This is a genomic window from Streptomyces sp. NBC_01237 (assembly GCF_035917275.1).
GTDB lineage: Bacteria > Actinomycetota > Actinomycetes > Streptomycetales > Streptomycetaceae > Streptomyces.
Map to the genome: position 1 here is coordinate 6,393,352 of NZ_CP108508.1, position 25,848 is coordinate 6,419,199.

The window sequence follows — 25,848 nt, forward strand, 5'->3', positions numbered from 1 at the left end:
AGGGGCGGAACCCAGGGTGAGTGCGTCAGGCACTGCGGCGGCCGGACAGGTCGAGCACATGCTGCGCCAGGTGACACCCGGGCGCTACGACGCCTATGAGGCGCTGCTGGCGGCCCTCGCCGACGGCCGGATCTGGATGCTCCTCTGGCACGGCACGGCCGGTTCGCCGGACGCCCAGTACGGGAACATGGAGATCGACGGCCTCGGATACGCGCCGTGCGTGACCTCCGCCCAGGAGCTCTCCGCCAGCGGCTGGAACCGCGCCCACGAGCTCGTCACCGGCCGCGACATCGCCCGCGCGCTGTTCCCCGACCGCTGGGGCATCTGGCTCAACCCGCACGCCCCGGGCGGCGGTGTCGGGATCCCCTGGTTGGACCTGCGCCGCATCGCCACCGGCCTCGACCGGCTGCCCGCGGGGCCGCTGCGGCTCTCCGAGCCCGCCGTCGAGATCCCCCAGTTCTACGCACTGCTCACGCAGAACGCCCACCGCACCCCGGCGGTCCGCTCGCTGCGCCGCGCCTGGGTGCACCCCGCCATCGGCGTCCCGTACCTCGCGATCGGTCTCGACCTCTACGACACGGGCCGCGCGTCCGTCGACGCGGTCCGCGAGATGATGCGGCAGTCGATCGGAGCGGTCCCCGACGGGCTGCCCGTCTCCACCGTCGCCATGTCCGACGAGTACGACCCGGTCGCGATGTGGCTGCGCGCCAACTCCCGTCCGTTCTACGACCGCGAGGCGCACGCCCCGGCAGGCCCGCCGCCCGCGGCCGTTCCCGGCTACGGATATCCGCCGGCCACGGGCCCGGCCCCCCGCGCGTACTGACCGGACGCCGTCCGGCACATCCCGACCGGTCCACGACGCCCGGCACGGGCGACCGCGGCGCTGCTGCCGCGGCCGGCGGACAGCCTCCCGCACACCCGCCGGGCCACTCCGTACGTCCACCCAAATAGCCACCCAATCAACCCGGTTGGGCGGCATGTCCGTTCTGGTGGACTAGTGGCGGAGACCTCCGCTCAGAAGATCAAGGCGTCCGGATAACGGAAGCCCTCTGACCGCATCACGTTTGAGCAAACATTCCCCTTCAGGGCTGGCGGGTGATCGCAAAGTCGCTGAAGACTCCACGCAGCAGGTGGTCCCGGCCTGGCGCGCGCTGCTCTGAACAGACGCTCACAGCAGTGGTTTCCGCCGCAACGTGACCACATGCGTGACGTTTTGTACGAGCCGCTACAGCGGCGGTCATGGGCCGGCCACCGTCGGCCGAGAGGGGTCTCCAGCGTAATGACGGCACCTATCGAGACCACCGGGGCGGATGCGAAGCCCGAAGCGGTGCTGGAAGGCGCCGGGCGCAAGCAGATCGAAGGCCGGTCGCTCGGCCGGATCGCCTGGACCCGCTTCAAGCGGGACAAGGTGGCCATGGCCGGTGGCATCGTCGTGGTGCTGCTCGTCCTCGTCGCCGTCCTGTCCAAGCCGCTCCAGTCCCTCCTCGGACTCGATCCCAACGCGTTCAACCAGGATCTGGTCGACCCCACGCTGCTGGCGCCCAAGGGCAGCTTCGGCGGCATCAGTTGGGATCACCCCCTCGGTGTCGAGCCGCAGACCGGCCGCGACATCCTGGCCCGGATCATCGAAGGATCCTGGGTCTCGCTGGTGGTCGCCGCCGGGTCCACGCTCCTGTCCGTCGTCATCGGCGTGGTGATGGGTGTCGTGGCGGGCTTCTACGGCGGCTGGGTGGACAGCTTCATCAGCCGGCTGATGGACACCTTCCTGGCGTTCCCGCTGCTGCTCTTCGCGATCTCCATCTCGGCCTCGCTCCAGGGCAGCGCGTTCGGCCTGGAAGGTCTCACGCTCCGGATCGCCGTGCTGATCTTCGTGATCGGCTTCTTCAGCTGGCCCTACATCGGCCGCATCGTCCGCGCGCAGACCCTGTCGCTGCGCGAGCGGGAGTTCGTGGAGGCCGCCAGGTCGCTGGGCGCACGCGGCCCCTTCATCCTGTTCCGGGAGCTGCTGCCCAACCTGATCGCGCCGATCCTCGTGTACGCGACGCTGCTGATCCCCACCAACATCCTCTTCGAGGCGGCGCTGAGCTTCCTCGGCGTCGGCATCTCGCCGCCGCAGGCGTCCTGGGGCGGCATGCTCACCCAGGCGGTCGATCTCTACGAGGTCGACCCGATGTTCATGGTCATTCCCGGTATGGCGATCTTCATCACCGTGCTGGCCTTCAATCTGCTGGGGGACGGGCTGCGCGACGCACTCGACCCTCGTGGCAAGTAATCGCGGCCTTGCCGCACCCGACTAACGAGGGGGCTTTCCTCAGCATGCAGAACAGAAAGACAGCGACGGCGATAGCCGTTGCCGTAGCGGTCGCACTCGGCGCTTCGGCCTGCAGCAGCAGTGACTCGGACAGCGGCGGCGGCAGCGGCGGCGGCAGTGCCAAGGCGGACGCCGGTCTGACCACCATCGTCAACAAGACCGACAAGAAGGGGGGGACGGTCACCTTCGAGCACTCCAGTGGCCCGGACTCCCTCGACCCCGGCAACACGTACTACGGCTGGGTGCAGAACTTCGCCCGCCTGTACGGCCGTTCGCTGGTGACCTTCAAGCCGGCCGCCGGCAAGGAGAGCCTGGAGGTCGTTCCCGACCTCGCGACGGGCCTCGGCAAGGCGAGCGCGGACGCCAAGACCTGGACGTACACGCTCCGCAAGGGCGTGAAGTTCGAGGACGGCACCGAGGTCACTGCCAAGGACGTCAAGTACGCCATCGAGCGCTCCAACTTCGCGCCGGAGGCCCTGTCCAACGGCCCGACGTACTTCAAGGCCTACCTCGACGGCGGCGACAAGTACAAGGGTCCGTACAAGGACAAGTCGGCCGAGGGTCTCAAGTCCATCGAGACGCCGGACGACTACACGATCATCTTCCACCTGAACAAGCCGTTCGCGGACATGGACTACCTCGCCGCCTTCTCGCAGACCGCTCCGGTCCCGCAGAAGGCCGACAAGGGCGCCACCTACGTCCAGAAGATCGTCTCGTCGGGCCCGTACAAGTTCTCCTCGTACAGCGAGAGCCGCGGCGCGACCCTGGTCCGCAACCCCGAGTGGGACCAGAAGAACGACCCGATCCGCAAGGCTCTGCCGGACAAGATCGAGCTCAAGTTCAACGTCAACGCGACGACGCTCGACGAGCACCTGCTCAGCGACACGATCACCTCGGACGTCAACGGCACGGGCCTGCAGTCCAAGACCCAGCCCAAGGTCCTCGTGAAGGCCGATGAGAAGGCCAAGACGGACAACCCGTACGCGGGTGCGCTCCAGTACCTGGCGCTGAACGTCAACGTGGAGCCGTTCAACAACATCGAGTGCCGCAAGGCCGTCCAGTACATCACCGACAAGCGGAGCATGGTCGACGCGATCGGCGGCTCCGTCAAGGGTGACCCGGCGTCCACGGTCATCCCGCCCACCGTCGCCGGTTACAAGAAGTTCGACCTGTACCCGACCGCGGAGAGCAAGGGCGACGTCAAGAAGGCCAAGGAGCACCTGGCCAAGTGCGGTAAGCCGGGCGGCTTCAAGACCACGCTGACCGCGCGGTCCGACCGCCCCGACGAGGTCACCGCGGCCACGCAGCTCCAGAACAGCCTGAAGCAGATCGGCATCGTCGCCGAGATCAAGCAGTTCCCGGGCGACAAGTACTTCACCGACTTCGCCGGTGTCCCGACCTGGGTCCACAAGAACAACGCGGGCATGATGATGATGGCCTGGGGCGCCGACTGGCCGACCGGCTTCGGCTTCCTCGACCAGATCGTCAACGGCACCGCCATCAAGCCCTCCGGTGGCACCAACCTGATGGAGCTCAACGACAAGGGCATCAACGAGGCCCTGGTCAAGGGCATCGGCACGGTGGACACCACGGCGCGCAACGCCGCCTGGGGCGAGGTCGACCAGAAGGTCATGGAGAACGCCTCGGTCGTGCCGCTCTTCTACCGCAAGAACCTGCTCTACCGCCCGGACTCCGCGGCGAACGTCACGGTCACCGACGCGTACCTCGGCATGTACGACTACGTGCTGCTGACCTCGACCAAGTAGCACCTGTTCCTCAACAGCATCCCTCGAAAGGCAGGTGAAGGCGCCGGGACGTCGGGCGTTACCCCGCCCGCTCGACCCGGCGCCGCACGGCTGTGGCTGCGTACATCATCCGACGCGTATTCGCCGCGGTGTTGCTGCTGCTGGTGGTCAGCGCAGTCACGTTCGCGATCTTCTTCCTGGTGCCCCGCCTCGGCGGGCAGACAGTCGACTCGATGGCCGCCCAGTACGTCGGGAAGAGCCCCGACCCGGACGTCATCGCCGCGGTCAAGAAGAACCTGGGGCTCGACCAGCCCCTCTATCTCCAGTACTGGCACTTCATCAAGGGCATCGTTGTCGGCGCCGAGTACCAGTTCGGTCCGGACCCGGTCACCTGCAACGCGCCCTGCTTCGGGTACTCCTTCAAGACGCACTCCGAGATCTGGCCCGAGATCGTCCAGCGCATACCCGTGACGCTGTCCCTGGCGGTCGGCGCGGCCGTCCTCTGGGTCATATCGGGTGTCGCGACCGGTGTGCTCTCGGCTCTCAAGCGGGGCTCGGTCTTCGACCGCCTCGCGATGGGTGTCGCCCTGGCCGGTGTCTCCCTGCCGATGTTCTTCACCGGCATGGTCTCGCTCGCCCTCTTCGCCTTCAACTGGAAGATCTGGGACGACGTCCACTTCGTACCGTTCTCCGAGAATCCCGGTGAGTGGGCCTGGAACCTGGTCCTCCCCTGGTGCACGCTCGCCTTCCTGTACTCCGCGCTCTACGCCCGGCTCACCCGGGCCGGGATGCTGGAGACGATGGGCGAGGACTACATCAGAACCGCCCGCGCCAAGGGCCTGCGAGAACGCCAGGTGGTCGTCAAGCACGGCCTGCGCGCGGCTCTGACCCCCCTCGTCACCATCTTCGGCATGGACTTCGCGCTGCTCCTGGGCGGCGCGGTCATCACCGAGAGCGTCTTCTCGTTCCAGGGGATGGGCGAGTACGCCATTCAGGGCGTGACCCGCAGCGACCTGCCCATCGTGATGGGCGTGACGCTGGTCGCCGCCTTCTTCATCGTTGTCTGCAATCTGCTGGTGGACCTCGTGTACGCCGCGATCGACCCCCGGGTGAGGCTCTCATGAGCGACGTACGCAAGACGGACTCACCGGACTCCGGGGCCGTTTCCGACGCCGGATCCGCAGCCGACGAAGAGCAGTTCCTCTCGGTACGCGACCTCACCATCCACTTCGACACCGACGACGGTCTGGTCAAGTCCGTCGACGGCGTCAGCTTCGACCTGAAGGCCGGGGAGACCCTCGGTATCGTCGGCGAGTCCGGCTCCGGCAAGTCCGTGACCTCACTGGGGATCATGGGACTTCACACCTCGGAGCGGGCGCGGATCTCCGGTGAGATCTGGCTGGAGGGCGAGGAGCTGATCGGCGCCGGGCCCGAGCGCGTACGCGAGCTGCGCGGCCAGAAGATGGCGATGATCTTCCAGGATCCGCTGTCGGCCCTGCACCCGTACTACAGCATCGGCTCGCAGATAGTGGAGGCCCACCGGGTCCACCACCACGTCGACAAGAAGGCCGCGAAGAAGCGCGCGATCGAGATGCTCGACCGGGTCGGCATCCCGGAGCCGCAGCGGCGCTACGACGACTACCCGCACCAGTTCTCCGGCGGTATGCGCCAGCGCGCGATGATCGCGATGGCGCTGGTCAACAATCCGCAGCTGCTGATCGCCGACGAGCCGACGACCGCCCTGGACGTGACCGTCCAGGCGCAGATCCTCGACCTGATCCGCGATCTCCAGAAGGAGTTCGGCTCGGCGGTCGTCATGATCACCCACGACCTCGGGGTCGTCGCGGAGATCGCCGACAAGCTGCTGGTGATGTACGCGGGCCGCTGCATCGAGCGCGGCAGCTCGGAGAAGGTCTTCTACCAGCCGCAGCACCCCTACACCTGGGGTCTGCTCGGCTCGATGCCGCGCATCGACCGGGAGCAGACCGAGCGCCTGGTGCCCGTCAAGGGCTCGCCGCCCAGCCTGATCAACGTTCCGTCGGGCTGTGCCTTCCACCCGCGCTGCCCGTACGCCGACGTGCCGGCCGACAACGTCACCCGCACCGAGCGCCCGGAGCTGCAGCTCGTCAGCGACGGGCACTACTCCGCGTGCCACATGTCGCCGGAGCAGCGCGAACAGATCTGGACCGAAGAGATTGCGCCGAAGCTGTGACTGATATGGACAAGAAGACTCCCCGGCCGGGGTCGGACGGGTCCGGGTCCGAGCCGCTCCTCAAGGTCACCGGCCTGGTCAAGCACTTCCCGATCACCAAGGGCGTGCTCAAGCGCAGGGTGGGCGCCGTCCAGGCGGTCGACGGGCTCACCTTCGACGTGCGCCCCGGCGAGACCCTCGGCGTCGTCGGCGAGTCCGGCTGCGGCAAGTCGACGATGGGCCGGCTGGTCACGCGCCTGCTGGAACCCACCGGCGGCAAGGTCGAGTTCGAGGGCCGTGACATCACGCATCTGTCCGCCGGGAAGCTGCGGCCGATGCGCCGCGATGTGCAGATGATCTTCCAGGACCCGTACGGTTCGCTGAACCCGCGCCACACCGTCGGCGGGATCGTGGGCACCCCCTTCCGGCTCCAGGGCGTCACGCCCGAGGGCGGTCTGAAGCGGGAGGTCCAGCGGCTGCTGGAGATGGTCGGCCTCAACCCCGAGCACTACAACCGCTATCCGCACGAGTTCTCCGGCGGCCAGCGCCAGCGCATCGGCATCGCCCGCGCGCTCGCCCTCAAGCCGAAGCTCGTGGTGGCCGACGAGCCGGTCTCCGCGCTGGACGTGTCGATCCAGGCGCAGGTGGTGAACCTGCTGGACGACCTCCAGGACGAGCTCGGGCTCACGTACATGATCATCGCGCACGACCTCTCGGTCATCCGCCATGTCTCGGACCGGATCGCGGTCATGTACCTCGGCAAGATCGTGGAGCTGGCGGACCGCAAGTCGCTGTACGAGGCGCCGATGCACCCGTACACCAAGGCGCTGATGTCCGCGGTGCCGGTGCCCGACCCGCGTCGGCGCGGCGCCAAGAGCGACCGCATCCTGCTCAAGGGCGATGTGCCCTCGCCGATATCGCCGCCCAGCGGCTGCCGGTTCCACACCCGGTGCTGGAAGGCGACACAGATCTGCAAGACGCAGGAACCGCCGCTGATCGCGCTCAAGACCGGCCACCAGGTCGCCTGCCACCACCCGGAGAACGCACCGGACCAGGCGCCCGGCGACGCGCCGCTGCCCGGAGCGGGGGACGCGGTGGAGGTCATCACGGTGAAGGCGGCGAGCGTCGCGAAGGGCGACGCGGCCGAGGACGGGAAGGCGGAGCCCGCCGGCTCCGCGAAGTCTGCCGAAGAGCCCGCCGCGAAGCCCGCCGAAGAGCCCGCCGCGAAGCCCTCCGGGGACGACCCGGCCCCGACCACGACCTCGGAGGACAGCCCGAAGGAGTAATACCGGCACAATTGCCCGGTGCTCAACGAACTGTTCACGCCCTCCGTCCAGCATGCGCTCGACATCGTCGGAATCTTCGTCTTCGCGATCTCGGGCGCGCTGCTCGCCGTACGCAAGAACTTCGATGTCTTCGGCATCGCGGTGCTCGCCGAGGTGACAGCGCTGGGCGGGGGGCTGTTCCGTGACGTGATGATCGGCGCGATCCCGCCGGCCGCGTTCACGGATCTCGGCTACTTCACGACGCCGCTGCTCGCCGCCGTCCTGGTGTTCTTCCTGCACCCCCACGTCGAGCGCATCCAGGTCGGGGTCAACGTCTTCGACGCGGCGGGGCTCGGCCTGTTCTGCGTCACCGGGACGGTCAAGGCGTACGACTACGGCCTCGGCCTCACCGCGTCGGCGGCCCTGGGCCTGGCGACCGCGGTCGGCGGCGGTGTGCTGCGGGACGTCCTGGCCAACGAGGTGCCGTCCCTGCTGCGCTGGGACCGCGATCTGTACGCGGTGCCCGCGATCGTCGGCGCGGTCATGGTCGTGCTGTGCATCCGTTTCGACGCCCTCAACGCGTTCACCAGCGGTACGGCCGTGCTCACCGCGTTCGTCCTGCGGCTGCTGGCGCTGCGCTTCCACTGGCGGGCCCCGCGCGCCTACAACAGGCGCTCCGCCAGGGCGGAGGGGGACTCGGCGGCGACCTGAGAGCGGGGCCGGGGAGCCGCCGACCGGCAGAAGTGACCACCAGGAGAAGCTACCGCTTAGTAATACGATCGGTGTACGGTGCGTGGCATGGCACAGGCAGCAGCGCAGGCGGCGCACGGCACGCGGACCACGCAGGTGACGCGGGCGACCATCGGGGACAGCGAGTTCGACCGCGACACCGCTGTCACGCTCCGCGAGGAGGGCGTCTACGACGCGGAACTCTCCGCGGGCTGGACCATCATCCGCGCCGTCAACGGCGGCTACCTGCTGGCCCTGATCGGCCGGGCCCTCGGCGAGGCGCTCCCGCACCCCGACCCGTTCTCGGTCTCCGCGCACTACCTCACCGCGTCCGTCCCCGGCCCCGCGGTGGTCCGGACCCAGGTCGTGCGCACCGGCCGCACCCTCTCCACCGGCCAGGCATCCCTCTTCCAGTTCGCCGAGGACGGCGCCGAGGTCGAGCGCATCCGGGTCATCGCCACCTATGGCGACCTGGACGAACTCACCGACGAGATCCGTACGTCGGCCACGCCGCCCGCCATGCCCGCCAGGGAGCACTGCCTCGGTCCGGACGACGGCCCGGCCCCGATCCCCGGCAGCTCCGCCATCACCGAGCGCATCGACATCGCGCTCGACCCGGCGACGGTCGGCTGGGCCGTCGGCGCGCCGTCCGGCAAGGGCGAGATCCGCGGCTGGTTCGGCCTGGCGGACGGCCGCGACGCGGACCCGCTGTCCCTGCTGCTCACCGTCGACGCGCTGCCGCCGACCGCGTTCGAGCTGGGCCTCAAGGGCTGGACCCCGACCGTCGAACTCACCACCCACATCCGCTGCCGCCCGGCACCGGGTCCGCTGCGGGTCTCGATCACCACCCGTAACCTCGCGGGCGGCTTCCTGGAGGAGGACGCGGAGGTCTGGGACAGCGCGGACCGCCTGGTGGCCCAGTCCCGCCAACTGGCCAAGGCCCCGCGCGGCTAGGTTCGCCGGAGCCCGGAGCCCGGAGCCCGGAGCCCGGGTTCGGGGCTGAGGGCTCGGGGTGTTGGGCGGCGGGGCGGCGGTCGTGCGGCCCCCGGCCATCATGGTGACGTGAAATCCGACCGGCTGCTCTCCATCCTGCTGCTGCTCCAGACCCGCTCGCTGGTCCCCGCGACCGAGCTCGCCGACCGTCTCGAAGTCTCCGTACGGACCATCTACCGCGACGTGGAGGCGCTCTCCGCCTCCGGTGTCCCGGTCTACGCCGAGCGGGGCCGCCACGGCGGCATCGCCCTGCTCCCCGGCTTCCGTACCGATGTCACCGGCCTGACCGCCGACGAGGCGCGCGCCCTCTTCGTCCTGGCCGCCGACGGCGCACACTCCGCGCTCGGCCTGGACGCGGCGCTCGGCTCGGCCCTGCGCAAGGTGATGGCGGCACTCCCGGCGCCGCACCGCCCCGCCGCCGAGCAGACCAGCAGGCGGTTCCTCGTCGACCCGGTCCGCTGGATGAGCGGCCCGCGGGCCGCCGTGGACATCGCCGAGCTCCACGACGCCGTCCTCGCCGACCGGCGGCTGCGGATCCGCTACCGGCACAGCGGCACCGACACCCCGCGCACCTACACCGTCGACCCGTACGGCCTCGTCGTGAAGGCGGGCGTCTGGTACCTCGTCGCGGACCTCGATGGCGCGCCCCGGCTCTTCCGCGCGGACCGGGTGCGGGAGGCGGTCCTCGGCGAGGAGGGCGTGGTGCGCCGGCCGGGAGCGGAACTGGCCGAGGTGTGGGCGGTGTTGCGCCGGCAGGTCGAGGAACGCCCGGCGGACGTACGGCTCCGGGTCCGGGTGCACCGCTCCCGCCTCGACCTCTTCGTACGCCTCCACGCGGGCGTGCTCACCGGTGCTCCCCGGCCCGGCGGAACCCGGCCGGGGGACGAGCGCGGGGAGTGGCTGCTGGCCGAACTCGCGGTACCCGAAGTGGCCTGGGCCCGCTCCCTGCTCTCCTTCGGGCCGAACCTGGAAGTGCTGGAGCCGCCCGAGGCGCGGACCCTGCTCGCCCGTGCCGCCGCGCAGGTCGTGGAGCTGTACGCGACGGACGGCTGAGCGCGCGGCGGCGGCCGCGGCGGACGGCTGAGCGCGACGGGGCCGCCACGGCCGGTGGTGGGGGGGCCGGTCACACGGGGCCAGTGCCCGAGTCCTCCCCGTCATCCAGCCAGTGCGCGCGGCCGAGGGAGACCAGGCGCAGTCGGCGCCGGGCCACCCGTACGACCTCGCGCTCACCGCCGGGTCCCGCGTCCAGCAGCGCCGACGCGGTGATCACCATGTGGTCGACGTAGAGGCCACCGAGCATCAGCAGGTCCTCCCGGCTCCATCCCGCCGACTCCGGCTCGCCGCCGAGCGCGGTGGCCACCTCGTCCGCGAACCGGCGGAGCTGGGCGGCGATGGCCTCGCGGACCGGGCCCACGCCGCCGTGCTGCTCGCGGGCGATGAAGCGGAAGTGGGCGGGCTGCGCGGCGACATGGCGCGCTATCAGCTCCACGCTGCGGTCCAGGCGTTCGTCGCTGTCACCGGTCTCCGCGAGGACCGCGCCGATCATGCCGTGCAGGCTGCCCAGCGTCTCCTCCACGAGGGCCACACCGAGCGCCGCGGTGCCCTCGAAGTGCCGGTAGAAGGCGGTGGGGGCGACTCCCACGGCCCGGGTGACCTCCCGCAGGCCCAGGCTGCTCAGGCTCTGGTGCTCCAGCAGCCGGAGCGCGGCGTCCAGGAGCGCCTGACGCGTCTTCAGCTTCTGGGTCTGGCGGATACCGGCGGTGTGACTCATGCCATTCAGTAAACAACCGTTCTCCGGGCCGAGGAAGAGAGGTGAGGTTTAGACTCAAGAGTCAGTGAACAGTCGTACTCTCAATGGTTCCGGCCCACACGTGGAAAGGCCGCACATGCTCGTCCTCGTCGCCGCCCTGCTCCTGCTGGGGATCGCCCTCGGGGCGGTCGCCCAGATCCCGCTGTCCTCGACCCTGGCCGTCGCCGCCGTCATCGGCGGCTGGCTGCTCCTCTTCGCCGTCCGCGAGCGCCTCGCGCGCCGCTCCCGGTAAAGACCGTCCGGCAAGAGCCTGCCGAATCCGGCCGATCCGAAGGAGCCCGCACCATGACACTCACCGATACCGTCCGCCGCGCAGAGCACGCCGTCGGCCTCGCCGGCCTCGCGGGCCGCACCGCGCGTACCGAAGGCACCGCGCGTGCCGAGAGCACCTCCGACGCCTCCGCTCCGGAGAAGGCGCCCCGGAGCGCCGCCGGCCGGGAGGCCGACGGGCTGGCCGTCGCCTCGTTCGTCCTGGGGCTCGTCGGACTCCTCGTGATGAACGTCCTGCTCGGCCCCACCGCCATCGTCATGGCGCTGCTGGCCCTCGCCCGCTCCACCGGCCGCCGCGGCCGTGCCCTGCTCGGCCTCGCGCTCGGCGTCGCCGACCTCGTCGTCCTGGCCGTCCTGGTCTCCGCGAACGGCGCCGTCGTCTGGAACGTCGGCGGCTGAGGGGGGACCGGTACGGACGGGCGCCAAGCTCTCCCGGTCCCGGACCGGGCTCCGGACCGGGCCGCCGCGCACCGCCGGCCGGGGCCGGGCCGTGACGCACCGGCGTACGTCCCGGCGGGGGCTCGTAGAATCGAGCCCACCATGGCATACCTCGACCACGCCGCGACCACGCCGATGCTGCCGGAGGCGATCGGGGCGATGACCGCCCAGCTCGCCGTCACCGGTAACGCGTCCTCCCTGCACGCCGCCGGGCGCCGGGCCCGCCGTACCGTCGAGGAGTCCAGAGAGACCCTCGCCGACGCCCTCGGCGCACGTCCCAGCGAGGTGGTCCTCACCTCCGGCGGTACCGAGGCCGACAACCTCGCGGTCAAGGGCCTGTACTGGGCCCGCCGCGACGCCGACCCCCGGCGCACCAGGGTCCTCGCGGGCCCCGTCGAACACCACGCGGTCCTGGACGCCGTCGACTGGCTGGCCGAGCACGAGGGCGCGACCGTCGAGTACCTCCCCGTCGACCACTACGGACGGGTGCACCCCGAGGACCTGCGCGAAGCCGTCCTCCGCAACCCCGACGACATCGCGATGATCACCGTGATGTGGGCCAACAACGAGATCGGCACCATCATGCCGGTACGTGAACTGGCCGACATCGCCCGCGAGTTCGGCATTCCCATGCACGCCGACGCGGTACAGGCCGTCGGCCAGCTGGAGGTCGACTTCGCACGGTCGGGGCTGGCCGCCATGACCGTCAGCGGACACAAGATCGGCGGTCCGTTCGGTATCGGCGCGCTGCTCCTGGGCCGCGAATACACCCCCGTACCCGTGCTGCACGGCGGCGGGCAGGAGCGCCATGTGCGCTCCGGCACCCTGGATGTGCCCGCCGTCGCCGCCTTCGCGGTCGCCGCCCGGCTCGCCGCCGAGGGGCGCGAGAACTTCGCCCGCCGGATCGGGGCGCTCCGGGACGACCTGATCACCGCCGTGCGGCGGGCCGTGCCGGACGCCGTGCTCGGGGGCGACCCGGATCCGGCGGGGCGGCTCCCGGCCAACGCCCACTTCAGCTTCCCCGGCTGCGAGGGCGACTCGCTCCTGCTGCTGCTGGACGCCCAGGGCATCGAGTGCTCCACCGGCTCCGCCTGCACCGCCGGGATCGCCCAGCCCAGCCATGTCCTGCTGGCCACCGGAACCGACCCGGACCTGGCCCGCGGCACGCTGCGCTTCTCGCTCGGCCACACCTCCACCAGGCAGGACGTCGAGGAACTCGCGGGCGCCATCGGTCCGGCGGTGGAACGCGCGAGGACGGCCGGACTCAGCTGAGGGCGGGCCGTCCCGCGCAGGCCGTCGCGCCCGGGATCACGCGGGGCCCGTCGAGTCCGAGGGCTTGGCCGGCCCGGTGGGCCCCGCCGTCGCGGCCCGCCGCACCAGCTTCAGATACCGGTCCCAGTCCCAGTGCGGCCCGGGGTCGGTGTGGTCCGTGCCCGGCACCTCGACGTGCCCGATGATGTGCTCGCGGTCCATCGGTATGCCGTAGCGCCCGCATATCGCGGCCGTCAGCCGGGCCGACGACTCGTACATCGCCTTCGTGAGGTCCTTGGGGCGGTCCACGAAGCCCTCGTGCTCGATGCCGACGCTGCGTTCGTTGTACGACCTGTTCCCCGCGTGGTATGCCACATCCAGCTCACGGATCATCTGTGCCACATGGCCGTCCTTGCGCACCACGTAGTGCGCGGCGGCGCCGTGGCCGGGGTCCTGGAAGACCCTCACCGCACTGGCGAAGCTGCCCTGCGTGACATGGATGACCACGCGGTCGATCCGGTAGTCGTCGGGGCGGTCGGCGCGCCGCCAGTTCGCCTCCGAGGCGGCGACCCACCGGGCGCCCGCGTAGTCCAGTTCGCCCGGCCTGCGGGGCTTCTCGACGCCCGGAACCCGCCACCAGGCGTGCCTGAGCTCGTCGCGGGCGAGCGCGGCGGCGCCCGCCGCCGTCACACCGCCGCCGATCAGCAGCGCGCGCCGGCTGATGCCGCGCGCGGGCTCCTTCTTCGAAGCCCGGCCGCTTCCTTTGGTCCCCATGTGATCGTCAACGCATATCCGCGAGCGTTCGGTTCCCGGCGCCCCGTACCCTGGAGGGGCTATGACTCAGACTTCCCCGCGCCCCCTCCGTGTCCTCGCCGCGATGTCGGGCGGTGTGGACTCCGCCGTCGCCGCCGCACGCGCTGCCGAGGCAGGCCACGACGTGACCGGTGTGCACCTCGCCCTGTCCGCGAACCCGCAGTCCTTCCGTACCGGCGCACGCGGCTGTTGCACCATCGAGGACTCCCGCGACGCCCGCCGCGCGGCGGACGTCATCGGCATCCCCTTCTACGTCTGGGACCTGGCGGAACGCTTCCGCGAGGACGTCGTGGAGGACTTCGTCGCGGAGTACGAGGCGGGCCGCACCCCGAACCCGTGCCTGCGCTGCAACGAGAAGATCAAGTTCGCCGCGCTGCTGGACAAGGCGCTCGCGCTCGGCTTCGACGCCGTGTGCACCGGGCACTACGCCACGGTCGTGCTCGCCGAGGACGGCAGCCGTGAGCTGCACCGCGCCTCCGACATGGCCAAGGACCAGAGCTACGTCCTCGGTGTCCTGGACGAGAAGCAGCTCGCCCACGCGATGTTCCCGCTCGGCGACACCCTCACCACCAAGGACGAGATCCGGGCCGAGGCGGAGGCCCGGGGACTCGCCGTGGCCAAGAAGCCCGACAGCCATGACATCTGCTTCATCGCCGACGGCGACACCCAGGGCTTCCTGGCCGACCGTCTCGGCGGCCGGGCCGAGGGCGACATCCTCGACGAGTCCGGCACGAAGCTCGGCACCCACGACGGCGCCTTCGGCTTCACCATCGGCCAGCGCAAGGGCCTGCGGATCGGCCACCCCGCCGCCGACGGCAAGCCGCGCTACGTCCTGGACATCTCCCCGGTGAACAACACCGTCACCGTGGGCCCCGTCGAGGCCCTCGATGTCACGGCGCTCACCGCGATCAAGCCCCGCTGGTGCGGAACGCCTCCGTCCGGCCCCGGCACGTACACCGCCCAGCTCCGCGCCCACGGCGGTGAGACGGAGGTGGCCGCCGAACTCGTGGACGGCACACTGCACGTCACCTTCACCGAGCCGGTGCGCGGCGTGGCCCCCGGCCAGGCGGTCGTCCTGTACGACGGCACGCGCGTGGTCGGCTCGGCCACCATCGCGACGACGGTGCGCCGCGAGAAGGTGTCCTCGCCCTCCTGAGGCCGCCCCCGGGCCCGGCTCGGGTCACCGCGCCGGGCCACACGGGCCCGCCTCACGACGCGGCCCGCCTCACGACGCGGCCCGGCCGACGTACACGTCCCTGGCGAAGAAATCCGCCAGCACCGGGGCGATCACCTGGGGTGCCACCTCACGCATCTGGCCCGTCAGGGTGCGGTGGCGGGCGCGCGGCACCGCGTCCGCGAGGGCGCGGGCCGCGTTACGGGCCTGGAGCGGACTGAAGCCGCCGCAGACCACCATCGTGCGCGCGGTGACGGCCGCGAACCGCTCGGCCGGGACCGTCCCGTCGCCCAGGAGCGCGTCGTCGTACGCGAGGGTGTGCGCCACCGACTCCAGGCCCTGCCACAGCGGTGCGCGCCGCATCCGGGCGATCGTCCCGGCCTCGACGCCGGCCGCCGCCAGGAACAGCTCCACGGCCCCGCCCAGGTCCCCGGCGGACAGCAGCCGGTGCAGCCGGGCCGTGCAACGGGCCTTGTGCAGCAGGCCGGACGGGCCGGGGGTGTACGGGGGTTCGTAGACCGCGAGCAGATCCACCGGCAGCCCGGCCGCCTGTGCCTCCAGGGCCAGCGCCCCGCCGGACGACATGCCGAACACCGAGACCCGCCCGCCCACCGCGTCCGCGACGGCGGTCAGGTCCTCGATCTCCCGCCGTACCGCGTAACCGCCGCCGTCACCACTGGCGCCCCGCCCCCGGCGGTCGTACGTGACGACCGTGAAGCGCGGCGCCAGCAGGGCGGCCAGGGGCGCCTCGGTCGCGGCGGTGCTGAGCGCCCCGCCGACCAGCACCACGGGCGGCCCGTCGCCCTGGCGGCGGTACGCGATCGGGGTGCCGTCGGCGGAGAGAGTCGTGTCCATGTGACGGCTGACTGGACCGGCCGCGAAAACTCATCGCTGCCGCGGAACAATTCCTGGAAATATCTCAGGAGCCTTCCGGCAAAGCACTTCTGACGTCCGGTCGGCCACGGCCACGGATGTGCCTCAGACCGCTTCCCCGGCTACGGTCTCGGTCTCGTAGAAGCAGAAGTGGTCCTTGATCGCGGCGACTTCGGGCTTCGGGTCCGGGTAGGCCCAGACGAGATCGGCCGCACCCGGCACCGACCAGTAGGAGGCGTCGCCCTTGAACGGGCAGTGGGTGCTGGTGTCCGAAGCCGTGAGCAGTTCGGTACGGACGTCCTCTGGCGGCAGGTAGTAGCGGACCGGACAGCCGGTCTCGCGCAGCACGAGCGGGCGACGGCTCTCGGCCAGCACCTGCCCGTCGCGCACCGCCCGGACGTGCTCGGAGCCGGGCTCGACGGTGATGCGGTGTCCTGTGAGGGAAGTCATGTCAGGTGCAGCGGTACGGGGGCCCGGATTCTTCCCCGTGTCCGGAACGGATGGGCCGCGGACCGCGCTGTCCGGGGGCGGGTCGTACGGTGGCTCCATGAACATCTGCGTCTTCCTCTCCGCCGCCGACCTCGACGACCGCTACACCGTGCCCGCCCGGGAGTTCGCCGAACTGCTGGGCCGGGGCGGTCACACCCTGGTCTGGGGCGGTTCGGAGAGCGGCCTGATGAAGGTGGTCGCCGACGGTGTCCAGGAGGCGGGCGGGCGGCTCGTCGGGGTGTCGGTGGACTTCCTGGCCGGGAAGGCCCGGACGAACGCCGACGAGATGGTGATCGCGCGCGACCTGGCCGAGCGCAAGGCGCTGCTCCTGGCGAAGGCCGACGCGGTCGTGATCATGGTCGGGGGAACCGGGACGCTCGACGAGGCCACGGAGATCCTGGAGCTGAAGAAGCACGGCAAGCACGCCAAGCCGGTCGTCCTGCTGAACACGGCGGGCTTCTACGACGGGCTGCGCCAGCAGTTCCAGCGGATGGAGGACGAGGGCTTCCTGCCGCTGCCCCTCACCGACCTGGTCTTCTTCGCCAAGGACGCCGTCGGCGCGCTCGCCCACCTGGAGGAGTCCGCCGGACACCAGTGACCGGGCCGCCCCGCTGCGAACCGCCCGGTGATGGGATCATCGGTACATGTCTACCCACCTCATCACCGGTGCCGGTTCCGGCATCGGAGCAGCCGTCGCCCGCCGTCTTCTGGAGCGCGGTGACGAGATCGTGCTGCTGGCCCGGGACGCCGGCCGCGCCAAGGAGCTCGCGGACCTGTACCCCGGTGCCCGTACGCTCGTCGGCGACCTCGGCAACCCCGACCGGCTCTCCTGGGCGTTCGGGCAGCAGTCGATGCCCGAACGGCTCGACTCGCTGCTGCACATCGCGGGCGTCGTCGAGCTCGGCCGCGTCGGCGAGCTGACCCCCAAGGCGTGGCACTTCCAGCTCAACGCCAACCTCGTCGCCCCCGCCGAGATCACCCGCCTCCTGCTGCCGCAGCTGCGCGTCGCCCACGGCCACGTGATCTTCGTGAACTCGGGCGCCGGGCTCCAGGCGCACGCCGAGTGGGGCGCGTACGCCGCGAGCAAGCACGGCCTCAAGGCCCTCGCCGACTCGCTGCGCCACGAGGAGCACGGCAACGGGGTCCGGGTCACCTCCGTCTACCCCGGACGCACCGCCAGCCCCATGCAGGCCAAGGTCCACCAGCAGGAGGGCAAGGAGTACGACCCCGCCAAGTGGATCGACCCCGAGTCGATGGCCACCACGATCCTGATGGCCCTCGACCTCCCGCGCGACGCCGAGGTCAACGACCTCACCGTCCGCCCCGGCCGCTGACCTCGCCGGTCCGCTCCCACCCGTAGGCTTCGCGGGTGAGCGAGAAGAGCAAGTTCAGCGGGTGCCCGGCGACCGGGGTCGGCTCGATGCCCGGGGGAGACGCACGGGAGGCGGCCAGGACCGTCACCGGTTCCTTCGCCGACGGTCAGGGCATGCCGTACCTGGCGGAACTGCCCGCCCGCGGTCCGGGCGCGGACATGATCGGGCGGACCATCGGGATGCTCGTCGAGATGTACGGCCACGTCGAACCGAGCGGCTGGCGGATCAGCGACCGGCCGGGCCGTGACACCAGGAGGGCCCGGTCCTGGCTCGGCGAGGACCTCGACGCCCTGGAGGAGTTCACCCAGGGGTACGAGGGGCTGCTCAAGGTCCAGGCCGTGGGCCCGTGGACCCTGGCAGCCGCACTGGAGCTGCGGGGCGGCGAGGCCATGCTCGGCGACCCCGGCGCCTGCCGCGACCTGGCCGGTTCGCTGGCCGAGGGGCTGCGCGCGCACCTCGCCGACGTACGCCGCAGGATGCCGGGCGCGCGGATCGTGCTCCAGCTCGACGAGCCGTCCCTGACCGCCGTACTCCTGGGGCGGGTCAGGTCGGCGAGCGGCTACCGCACCTACCGGGCCGTGGACCGTCAGGTCGTCGAGGCGACCCTGCGCGAGGTGCTCGCCGTGAACGGGGACGGGGCCACGGTCGTGCACTCCTGCGCACCCGAGGTGCCGTTCGCGCTGCTGCGCAGGGCCGGTGCCGACGGGATCTCGTTCGACTTCTCCCTGCTCACCGAGCGTGAGGAGGAGACGATCGGGGAAGCGGTCGAGGGCGGCACCCAACTGTTCCTCGGTGTGCTGCCCGGCACCGATGCGGCCTCGGCCGGATTGTCGGACCCGGGCGGTAGCGTCATGGGTGTCAGGACGCTGTGGAGCAGGTTGGGGCTGAATCCGGGGACTCTCACCGAGTCCGTCGTGATCACTCCGTCGTGCGGGCTCGCGGGGGCATCGCCCACGTACGCGCGCGCCGCGCTCGCCCACTGTGCCAAGGCGGCGAGATCGCTCGCGGACAACCCTGAGTGATGGGGACGGCGGGCCAACGGGAGGACGGGATGATGGCCGGCGAACACCGGGCAGAGCAGTCGGGCACGGTTCCGGCGCAGGCGCAGGAGGAGCACGCGCGGCTCTCCGAGCAGGTCGAGGAGCACCGCTTCCGGTATTACGTGAACGACCAGCCGGTCGTCAGCGACGCCGAGTTCGACCGGCTGCTGCGCGCGCTGGAGGCCCTGGAGGACCAGCACCCCTCGTTGCGTACGCCGGACTCCCCGACCCAGAAGGTCGCCGGCCCGTACCGCACGGAGTTCACGTCCGTCGAGCACCGCGAGCGCATGCTCTCCCTGGACAACGCGTTCGACGACGCGGAGCTGGCGACCTGGGCCGAGCGCGTCGCCAAGGACGTCGGCACCACGGACTACCACCTCCTGTGCGAGCTCAAGGTCGACGGACTCGCCGTCAACCTCACCTACGAGCACGGCCTGCTCACCCGCGCGGCGACCCGCGGCGACGGCCGTACCGGCGAGGACATCACCCCCAACGTCCGGACCATCGCCGAGATCCCGCACCGGCTGAAGGGGGAGCGGATTCCGGCCCTCGTCGAGATCCGGGGCGAGGTCTTCTTCCCGATGGACGCCTTCGAGGAGCTGAACGCCCGGCTGGTCGCGGCCGATGACAAACCCTTCGCCAACCCGCGCAACGCGGCGGCGGGCTCGCTGCGGCAGAAGGACCCCAGAGTCACCGCGACCCGCCCGCTGCACATGGTGGTGCACGGCATCGGCGCCCGCGAGGGCTTCGACATCGACCGCCTGTCGCACGCCTACGAACTGCTGCGCGAATGGGGACTGCCCACGGCCGGGCACAACAAGGTCGTGGACTCCCTCGACGGCGTACGGGAGTTCATCGCGTACTTCGGCGAGAACCGGCACTCCGTGGAGCACGAGATCGACGGTGTCGTCGTCAAGCTCGACGAGATCCCGCTCCAGGGCCGGCTGGGCTCCACCTCGCGCGCCCCGCGCTGGGCGATCGCCTGGAAGTACGCGCCGGAGGAGGTCAACACCAAGCTGGTCAACATCCGCGTCGGCGTCGGACGCACCGGCAGGGTCACCCCGTACGCCCAGGTCGAACCGGTCGAAGTGGCGGGCTCGGAGGTCGAGTTCGCCACCCTGCACAATCAGAACGTGGTCCGGGCGAAGGGCGTCCTGATCGGTGACACGGTGGTGATCCGCAAGGCGGGCGAGGTCATCCCGGAGATCCTCGGCCCGGTCGTCGATCTCCGCGACGGCACGGAGAAGGCGTTCGTGATGCCCGACGTCTGTCCCGAGTGCGGCACGGAGCTGCGCGCCATGAAGGAGGCCGACATCGACCTCCGCTGCCCCAACGCGCGCTCCTGCCCGGCCCAGTTGCGGGAACGGATCTTCTACCTCGCCGGCCGCAAGAGCCTGGACATCGACCACTTCGGGTACGTCGCCGCCGCGGCCCTGACCAAGCCGCTGGAGCCCGCCGAGCCGCCGCTGCTGGACGAGGGCGACCTCTTCGGGCTGACCGTCGATCAGCTGCTGCCGATCCGGGCCTATGTCCTCGACCAGGACAGCGGACTGCCCAAGCGCGACCCGAAGACCGGCGAGGAGAAGATCGCGACGGTCTTCGCCAACCAGCAGGGCGAGCCCAAGAAGAACGCCCTCGCGATGCTGGAGGGCATCGCCGCGGCGAAGGAGGCCCCGCTGGCCAGGATCCTGACGGGGCTCTCGATCCGTCATGTGGGCCCGGTGGCCGCCGCGGAGCTGGCCCGTCAGTTCCGTTCCATCGACCGGATCGACGAGGCGACCGAGGAGGAGCTGGCCGCCGCCGACGGGGTCGGCCAGATCATCGCCGAGTCGGTCAAGCGCTGGTTCGCGGAGGACTGGCACCGCGAGATCCTGCGCAAATGGCGGGAGGCCGGGGTCCGCATGGAGGACGAGGGGGCGGGTCAGGACGAAGGGCCGCGCCCGCTCGAAGGGCTCACCGTCGTCGTCACCGGAACGCTGACCACGTACACCAGGGACGGCGCGAAGGAGGCCTTGCAGAGCCAGGGCGCGAAGGTCGCCGGATCGGTGTCGAAGAAGACCGCCTTCGTGGTGGTGGGCGACAACCCCGGTTCGAAGTACGACAAGGCGATGCAGCTGAAGGTGCCCGTGCTGGACGAGGACGGCTTCGCCGTGCTGCTCGAACGGGGACCGGACGCGGCGGCGGAGGCGGCCCTGCCCGTCGCGGAGTAGCGGTACGGGCGGGGGACGCCGCCCCCGTCCGTCGAGGAACGGCGGCGCTCCCCGGCCGGGGACATCTCGGTTCCGGCCACGATCGAGACGTCTTCGAGATGTCTTCGAGACAACGCCCAGGCGTGGCGGCGGATCAGGGGGGAAGAAACGGGCCAGAGGGGGCGAGAGGGGCCCGCGAGGCCCGAATGGCCGACCACGGCCACCCGTTCGGCGCATAGCAGAAGGTGACGGGTGGTCGGTTCGCATTCGGGCAAGAGCTGTAGAGCGCTGCCCGTGGAAGCCTTTCGCGGCCTACTGTTGAGACGTGCGCCTGCCGTGCGCGGTCTTCCGGTAGGAGGTCGCGGTGGCATGAGAGCGGGGGCCATCGGCCCCGCCGGCTGTGAGAGGGACGGAATGAAACCGACCGAGAGCGCCGCACCGGTGGCGCGGCTGCAAGGTTTCGTCGGCCTCACGCCCAAAGTGGGTGCCGTCGTCGTGATGATCGCCACGCTCCAGCTGGCGACCGGTTTCTACCTGACGGTGCGCGAGGGCGAGGCGCTCTTCCCGGACGGCTCCGTGGGCTGGTCGCTCGCCCTGCTCACCGGAATCATCGTCGGCCACCTGGTCGCGCTGGGGCGCGACCGGTGGTGGGGCGGCACCGGCTCCGGGGCCGCCCTCACCCTCGCCGTACTGCTGCTCTACGGGTGGGTGCCCGCATGCCTGGTCAGCACGGTCGTGGTGGTCCTCGTCGGGTCGGCCAGACGCCACCGCTGGTGGCAGGGGCTGCTGCACGGCGCGGTCGACATCCTGGGAATCGGGGTCGCCGCCCTCGTCCTGGCCGCCTTCGGCGAGGTCCCGACCGTCGCGGCCCCCTGGCAGCCACTCGACTGGGGCATCGAAGCCGTTCCGGAAGTGCTCCTGGCCGCCTCCACGTATCTTCTCGTCACCCGGGTGTTGCTCTGGTACGCGCGGGCACCCCAGGGCGGCGGGCTGCCGACCATCGCCCGCACGGCGCTGCTGCGCCAGGGGCTCGTCGCCGTCGCCCTGCTCGGGATCGCCCCGCTGATCTGCGTCGTCGCGACGGTCATGCCGGTACTGCTGCCGCTCTTCGCGGTTCCGCTGATCGCCCTGGACTCCACGCTCTGGATCGCCCGCGCGCGGGCGGAGGAGCAGTTGCGGGACCCGCTGACCGGGCTGCCCAACCGGCAGTGGCTGCTGGAGCGGACCTGGTCGGCGCTGGCGGACGCCGAGAGCGTGGGCACCAGGTCCGCGCTGGTCCTGATAGACCTCGACCGCTTCCGCGCCGTCAACGACACCCTCGGTCACCTGGCGGGGGACCGGCTGCTGCTGCAGATAGCGGAGCGGCTGCGGCTCGCCCTGCCGCGCGGTGCGGAGGCGGCCCGCCTCGGCGGGGACGAGTTCGCCGTACTGCTGCCCCAGGCCGACTCCACCACCAGCGCCCAGCGGGTCGCCCGCCACCTGGTCGCGGAACTCTCCTCGCCGCTCGACCTCGACGGTCTCACCCTGGTGCTGGAGGCGAGTGCCGGGGTCGCCGTCTACCCCGACCACGCGCTGGACGCCGAAGGACTGCTCAGGCGCGCGGACGTGGCCATGTACCAGGCCAAGCGGGACCGTACGGGCGTCGAGGTGTACGAGTCGAAGCGGGACAGCAACACCCCAGACCGGCTCGGTCTGCTCGGCGATCTGCGGCGCGCGCTGGACGCGGGCGAGGTGGAGCTCCACTACCAGCCCAAGGTCCGCTTCGACGGCCAGGTCGCCGGTCTCGAAGCCCTGGTGCGCTGGGTGCACCCGGAGCGCGGGCGGGTCCCCCCGGACGAGTTCATCGCGATCGCGGAGTCGTCCGGCCTGATGCCGCACCTCACGGAGTACGTCCTGGAGACGGCGCTGGCCCAGGTCGCCAGGTGGCGGGCGCAGGGGCTGTTCGTCCCCGTCGCGGTCAACGTCTCCCCGCGCGACGTCCACACTCCGGGCTTCGCGGGCAGCGTCGCCGCCCGGCTGGCCCGGCACGGGGTGCCGGCCGGTGCCCTTCAGCTGGAGATAACGGAGCATGTGCTGCTGGAGGACCCGCAGCGCGCCGCCGACACGCTCGCCGGGCTGACCGGGCACGGCGTGAAGATGTCCCTCGACGACTTCGGCACCGGCTATTCCTCCCTGGTCCATCTGCGCAAGCTGCCGGTCAGCGAGCTCAAGATCGACCGGTCGTTCGTCGCCCGGCTGGCCATCGACCACGAGGACGCGGAGATCGTCCGCTGCACGATCGACCTGGCCCACTCGCTCGGCCTGCTCGTCGTCGCCGAGGGTGTCGAGGACGACGAGACCTGGGAGCGGCTGAGGGATCTGCGGTGCGACGCGGTGCAGGGCTGGCTGGTCGCCGCCGCGATGCCGCCGCAGGAGGCGACGGCCTGGCTGCGGGCGCGCGGCGAGCACGGCTGGCGACGGCCCGCGGAGCTCGCGGCGGCGGCAGCGGCGGCGGCTGCCGCCGCTGCCGCCGCGGCGGTGAACAGCGCGGTGGCGAACGGCGCGGTGAACGGGGCCGCGGTGAACGGAGCGGCGGTGAACGGAACCGCCGTGAACGGGGCGGCGGACGTGGAGCAGCGGCCCTCCGGCCGTGCCGTGAAGTCGGGCCCCGCCACAGCCTGAGGGGGCGGAGCGGGGCGGGGCGGGCGGTCCGCCCGCGTTTTCCGCGCGGGTCCGGCCCGTGGACGTGGTCCGGCCCTCCGGCGCGGTCCGGCGTGATCGGGCCGGGTGAAGGGGCCGGTGGGGAACCGGGCTGCGGGCGACCCCATAGGATTGGGCCAAAACCACACACCAACCCCTGAGGATCGCTGCATGCCTGGCATCACGCGCGAGGAGGTCGCCCACCTCGCCCGGCTGGCGCGTCTGGAGCTGAAGGGCGAAGAGCTCGATCACTTCGCCGGTCAGCTCGACGACATCATCGGCGCGGTCGCCCGCGTCTCCGAGGTCGCCGACCAAGACGTACCGCCGACCTCCCACCCGCTGCCGCTGACCAACGTCATGCGGGCGGACGAGGTCCGTCCGTCGCTCACCCCCGCGCAGGCGCTCTCCGGCGCCCCTGCCCAGGAGCAGCAGCGTTTCAAGGTGCCGCAGATCCTGGGGGAGGACTAACAGCCATGACGGACATCAGCACCATCATCAAGCTCACCGCCGCCGAGACCGCCGCGAAGATCGCTTCCGGCGAGCTCACGGCCGTCGAGGTCACCGAGGCCCACCTGGCCCGGATCGACGCGATCGACGAGAAGGTCCACGCCTTCCTGCACGTCGACCGGGACGGCGCGCTCGCGCAGGCCCGTGCCGTCGACGCGAAGAGGGCCGCGGGCGAGAAGCTCGGCCCGCTGGCCGGCGTTCCGCTCGCGCTGAAGGACATCTTCACGACCAAGGACATGCCGACCACCGTCGGCTCCAAGATCCTTGAGGGCTGGGTCCCGCCGTACGACGCGACCCTGACGCAGCGGCTCCGCGCCGCCGATGTCGTCATCCTCGGCAAGACCAACATGGACGAGTTCGCCATGGGGTCCTCCACCGAGAACAGCGCCTACGGCCCGACCGGCAACCCCTGGGACCTCACCCGCATCCCGGGCGGCTCGGGCGGCGGCTCCGCGGCGGCGCTCGCCTCGTTCGAGGCCCCGCTCGCCATCGGCACGGACACCGGCGGCTCCATCCGCCAGCCCGCCGCCGTCACCGGCACCGTGGGCGTCAAGCCCACCTACGGCGGTGTCTCGCGCTACGGCATGGTCGCCTTCTCGTCCTCCCTCGACCAGGGCGGGCCCTGCGCCCGTACGGTCCTGGACGCGGCCCTGCTGCACGAGGCGATCGCCGGGCACGACCCGCTCGACTCGACGTCCATCGACGCCCCGGTCCCGCCGGTCGTCGAGGCCGCCCGCAACGGCTCCGTACAGGGCATGCGGATCGGCGTCGTCAAGCAGTTCTCGGGCGAGGGCTACCAGGCCGGTGTCGTCCAGCGCTTCAACGAGTCGGTCGAGCTGCTGACGTCGCTCGGCGCCACGATCGTCGAGCTGGACTGCCCGTCCTTCGACCTGGCCCTGTCGGCGTACTACCTGATCGCGCCGTCCGAGTGCTCGTCGAACCTGGCCCGCTTCGACGCCATGCGCTACGGCCTGCGGGTCGGCGACGACGGCACGAAGTCCGCCGAGGAGGTCACCGCGCTCACCCGTGAGGCCGGCTTCGGCGACGAGGTCAAGCGCCGCGTCATCCTCGGTACGTACGCGCTCAGCTCCGGCTACTACGACGCGTACTACGGCTCGGCCCAGAAGGTCCGCACCCTCATCACCCGGGACTTCGAGAAGGCGTTCGAGCAGGTGGACGTCATCGTCTCCCCGACGACGCCCACCACCGCCTTCCCGATCGGCGAGCGCGCCGACGACCCGATGGCGATGTACCTCGCGGACCTGTGCACCATCCCGACCAACCTCGCGGGCAACTCCGCCATGTCGCTGCCCTGCGGCCTGGCCCCCGAGGACGGTCTGCCGGTCGGGCTGCAGATCATCGCCCCCGCCATGAAGGACGACCGTCTGTACAAGGTCGGAGCCGCCGTCGAGGCCGCCTTCGTGGAAAAGTGGGGGCACCCGCTGCTCGAGGAGGCTCCGTCGCTGTGAGTGCCATGGCAAAGAAGGCCAAGAACTTCAAGAAGTCGAAGACCGGGCTGTACGTTTCGCTCGGCAGCACCGCGTTCGGTGCGATCAGCGTCGCCAAGCAGGCGAAGCTCGCGCGCAACGACAACGACGTGCTGCGGCTGATCGACGCCGCGGTGTCCGCCGCCGCCATCGTCACCGGCCTCGCGATCCTGTATCGCGAACTGAAGCGTCTCGGCGACGACGACGTCCTGCTGGGCTGA

The 25,848-nt window shown here is 71.1% G+C and carries 24 protein-coding genes and 2 pseudogenes; 22 read left to right on the forward strand and 4 right to left on the reverse strand.

The genetic code is table 11. The features are described from left to right. Nucleotides 1-58: 58 nt before the first annotated feature. From OG251_RS28580 to OG251_RS28620, 9 genes are all read left to right on the forward strand, one after another. Nucleotides 59-823, forward strand: coding sequence for an enhanced serine sensitivity protein SseB C-terminal domain-containing protein (locus OG251_RS28580; RefSeq protein ID WP_326681446.1), 765 nt, complete (start codon nucleotides 59-61; stop codon nucleotides 821-823). A gap of 456 nt (nucleotides 824-1,279) precedes the next feature. Further along, the gene (locus OG251_RS28585; RefSeq protein ID WP_266802625.1) at nucleotides 1,280-2,272 is read left to right on the forward strand and encodes an ABC transporter permease; all 993 of its coding nucleotides are present in this window, start codon (nucleotides 1,280-1,282) and stop codon (nucleotides 2,270-2,272) included. 44 nt (nucleotides 2,273-2,316) lie between these two features. Further along, the gene (locus tag OG251_RS28590; RefSeq protein ID WP_326679814.1) at nucleotides 2,317-4,077 is read left to right on the forward strand and encodes an ABC transporter substrate-binding protein; all 1,761 of its coding nucleotides are present in this window, start codon (nucleotides 2,317-2,319) and stop codon (nucleotides 4,075-4,077) included. Nucleotides 4,078-4,169: 92 nt separating this feature from the next. Then, nucleotides 4,170-5,180, forward strand: a complete 1,011-nt coding sequence (locus OG251_RS28595) for an ABC transporter permease (protein WP_326679815.1) — start codon at nucleotides 4,170-4,172, stop codon at nucleotides 5,178-5,180. After that, nucleotides 5,177-6,268 (forward strand): ABC transporter ATP-binding protein, encoded by a 1,092-nt coding sequence (locus OG251_RS28600; protein ID WP_326679816.1) that lies wholly within the window; start codon nucleotides 5,177-5,179, stop codon nucleotides 6,266-6,268. The genes OG251_RS28595 and OG251_RS28600 overlap by 4 nt, the downstream gene beginning before the upstream one ends. After that, nucleotides 6,265-7,533 (forward strand): ABC transporter ATP-binding protein, encoded by a 1,269-nt coding sequence (locus OG251_RS28605; protein ID WP_442818384.1) that lies wholly within the window; start codon nucleotides 6,265-6,267, stop codon nucleotides 7,531-7,533. Before OG251_RS28600 ends, OG251_RS28605 begins: the two co-directional genes overlap by 4 nt. A gap of 18 nt (nucleotides 7,534-7,551) precedes the next feature. Beyond that, nucleotides 7,552-8,223 (forward strand): trimeric intracellular cation channel family protein, encoded by a 672-nt coding sequence (locus OG251_RS28610; protein WP_326679818.1) that lies wholly within the window; start codon nucleotides 7,552-7,554, stop codon nucleotides 8,221-8,223. Nucleotides 8,224-8,310: 87 nt separating this feature from the next. Beyond that, nucleotides 8,311-9,195 carry a thioesterase family protein gene (locus OG251_RS28615; protein ID WP_326679819.1) on the forward strand — a complete coding sequence of 295 codons (885 nt, stop codon included), beginning with the start codon at nucleotides 8,311-8,313 and terminating at the stop codon, nucleotides 9,193-9,195. A 108-nt stretch (nucleotides 9,196-9,303) separates the two neighbouring features. Beyond that, on the forward strand, nucleotides 9,304-10,287 hold the full coding sequence (locus OG251_RS28620; RefSeq protein ID WP_326679820.1) for a helix-turn-helix transcriptional regulator: 984 nt from the start codon (nucleotides 9,304-9,306) through the stop codon (nucleotides 10,285-10,287). Between the two features lie 70 nt (nucleotides 10,288-10,357). Here the strand turns inward: OG251_RS28620 and OG251_RS28625 are convergent, their stop codons facing one another. Continuing rightward, nucleotides 10,358-11,005, reverse strand: a complete 648-nt coding sequence (locus OG251_RS28625) for a TetR family transcriptional regulator (RefSeq protein WP_326679821.1) — start codon at nucleotides 11,003-11,005, stop codon at nucleotides 10,358-10,360. A gap of 115 nt (nucleotides 11,006-11,120) precedes the next feature. Between OG251_RS28625 and OG251_RS28630 the strand changes: the two genes are divergently transcribed. The 4 genes and pseudogenes from OG251_RS28630 to OG251_RS45025 all read left to right on the forward strand — a co-directional run. Next, nucleotides 11,121-11,276, forward strand: a complete 156-nt coding sequence (locus tag OG251_RS28630; protein WP_198953509.1) for a hypothetical protein — start codon at nucleotides 11,121-11,123, stop codon at nucleotides 11,274-11,276. A gap of 53 nt (nucleotides 11,277-11,329) precedes the next feature. Further along, nucleotides 11,330-11,713 carry a hypothetical protein gene (locus OG251_RS28635; protein WP_326679822.1) on the forward strand — a complete coding sequence of 128 codons (384 nt, stop codon included), beginning with the start codon at nucleotides 11,330-11,332 and terminating at the stop codon, nucleotides 11,711-11,713. 141 nt (nucleotides 11,714-11,854) lie between these two features. Further along, the gene (locus OG251_RS28640; RefSeq protein WP_326679823.1) at nucleotides 11,855-13,024 is read left to right on the forward strand and encodes a cysteine desulfurase family protein; all 1,170 of its coding nucleotides are present in this window, start codon (nucleotides 11,855-11,857) and stop codon (nucleotides 13,022-13,024) included. A gap of 150 nt (nucleotides 13,025-13,174) precedes the next feature. Next, nucleotides 13,175-13,243: pseudogene (locus tag OG251_RS45025) on the forward strand (hypothetical protein); the annotation flags it as partial. On the opposite strand, the pseudogene OG251_RS28645 reads toward OG251_RS45025, so the two are convergent. Next, nucleotides 13,220-13,777: pseudogene (locus OG251_RS28645) on the reverse strand (N-acetylmuramoyl-L-alanine amidase); the annotation flags it as partial. The pseudogenes OG251_RS45025 and OG251_RS28645 overlap by 24 nt on opposite strands. 61 nt (nucleotides 13,778-13,838) lie before the next feature. Here OG251_RS28645 and mnmA point away from each other — a divergent pair. After that, nucleotides 13,839-14,972 carry a tRNA 2-thiouridine(34) synthase MnmA gene (mnmA, locus tag OG251_RS28650; RefSeq protein WP_326679825.1) on the forward strand — a complete coding sequence of 378 codons (1,134 nt, stop codon included), beginning with the start codon at nucleotides 13,839-13,841 and terminating at the stop codon, nucleotides 14,970-14,972. Between the two features lie 69 nt (nucleotides 14,973-15,041). On the opposite strand, the gene OG251_RS28655 is transcribed toward mnmA, so the two are convergent. Together OG251_RS28655 and OG251_RS28660 are read right to left on the reverse strand one after the other, a co-directional pair. Further along, complete coding sequence (locus tag OG251_RS28655; RefSeq protein ID WP_326679826.1) at nucleotides 15,042-15,845, reverse strand: alpha/beta fold hydrolase; 804 nt, start codon at nucleotides 15,843-15,845, stop codon at nucleotides 15,042-15,044. 123 nt (nucleotides 15,846-15,968) lie between these two features. After that, entirely contained in the window at nucleotides 15,969-16,313 is a 345-nt protein-coding gene (locus OG251_RS28660; protein WP_326679827.1) for a DUF427 domain-containing protein, read from the reverse strand. Between the two features lie 97 nt (nucleotides 16,314-16,410). Here OG251_RS28660 and OG251_RS28665 point away from each other — a divergent pair, with 97 nt between their 5' ends. The 8 genes from OG251_RS28665 to OG251_RS28700 all read left to right on the forward strand — a co-directional run bounded on the left by OG251_RS28665 (nucleotide 16,411) and on the right by OG251_RS28700 (nucleotide 25,848). Then, nucleotides 16,411-16,950, forward strand: a complete 540-nt coding sequence (locus OG251_RS28665) for a TIGR00730 family Rossman fold protein (protein WP_326679828.1) — start codon at nucleotides 16,411-16,413, stop codon at nucleotides 16,948-16,950. Nucleotides 16,951-16,996: 46 nt separating this feature from the next. Beyond that, nucleotides 16,997-17,686, forward strand: a complete 690-nt coding sequence (locus OG251_RS28670; protein WP_326679829.1) for an SDR family oxidoreductase — start codon at nucleotides 16,997-16,999, stop codon at nucleotides 17,684-17,686. A gap of 35 nt (nucleotides 17,687-17,721) precedes the next feature. Continuing rightward, nucleotides 17,722-18,747 (forward strand): methionine synthase, encoded by a 1,026-nt coding sequence (locus tag OG251_RS28675; RefSeq protein WP_326679830.1) that lies wholly within the window; start codon nucleotides 17,722-17,724, stop codon nucleotides 18,745-18,747. Between the two features lie 32 nt (nucleotides 18,748-18,779). After that, nucleotides 18,780-20,975 (forward strand): NAD-dependent DNA ligase LigA, encoded by a 2,196-nt coding sequence (gene ligA / locus OG251_RS28680; RefSeq protein ID WP_326681447.1) that lies wholly within the window; start codon nucleotides 18,780-18,782, stop codon nucleotides 20,973-20,975. Between the two features lie 315 nt (nucleotides 20,976-21,290). Next, the gene (locus OG251_RS28685; protein WP_442818385.1) at nucleotides 21,291-23,615 is read left to right on the forward strand and encodes a putative bifunctional diguanylate cyclase/phosphodiesterase; all 2,325 of its coding nucleotides are present in this window, start codon (nucleotides 21,291-21,293) and stop codon (nucleotides 23,613-23,615) included. Between the two features lie 189 nt (nucleotides 23,616-23,804). Further along, nucleotides 23,805-24,101: an Asp-tRNA(Asn)/Glu-tRNA(Gln) amidotransferase subunit GatC gene (gatC, locus tag OG251_RS28690; protein WP_003966094.1), complete on the forward strand. Its 297-nt coding sequence runs from the start codon at nucleotides 23,805-23,807 to the stop codon at nucleotides 24,099-24,101. A 5-nt stretch (nucleotides 24,102-24,106) separates the two neighbouring features. After that, nucleotides 24,107-25,609, forward strand: coding sequence for an Asp-tRNA(Asn)/Glu-tRNA(Gln) amidotransferase subunit GatA (gatA, locus tag OG251_RS28695; protein WP_326679831.1), 1,503 nt, complete (start codon nucleotides 24,107-24,109; stop codon nucleotides 25,607-25,609). A gap of 5 nt (nucleotides 25,610-25,614) precedes the next feature. Continuing rightward, a complete protein-coding gene (locus OG251_RS28700) occupies nucleotides 25,615-25,848 on the forward strand; it encodes a hypothetical protein (RefSeq protein WP_073727053.1) in 234 nt (77 codons plus the stop codon).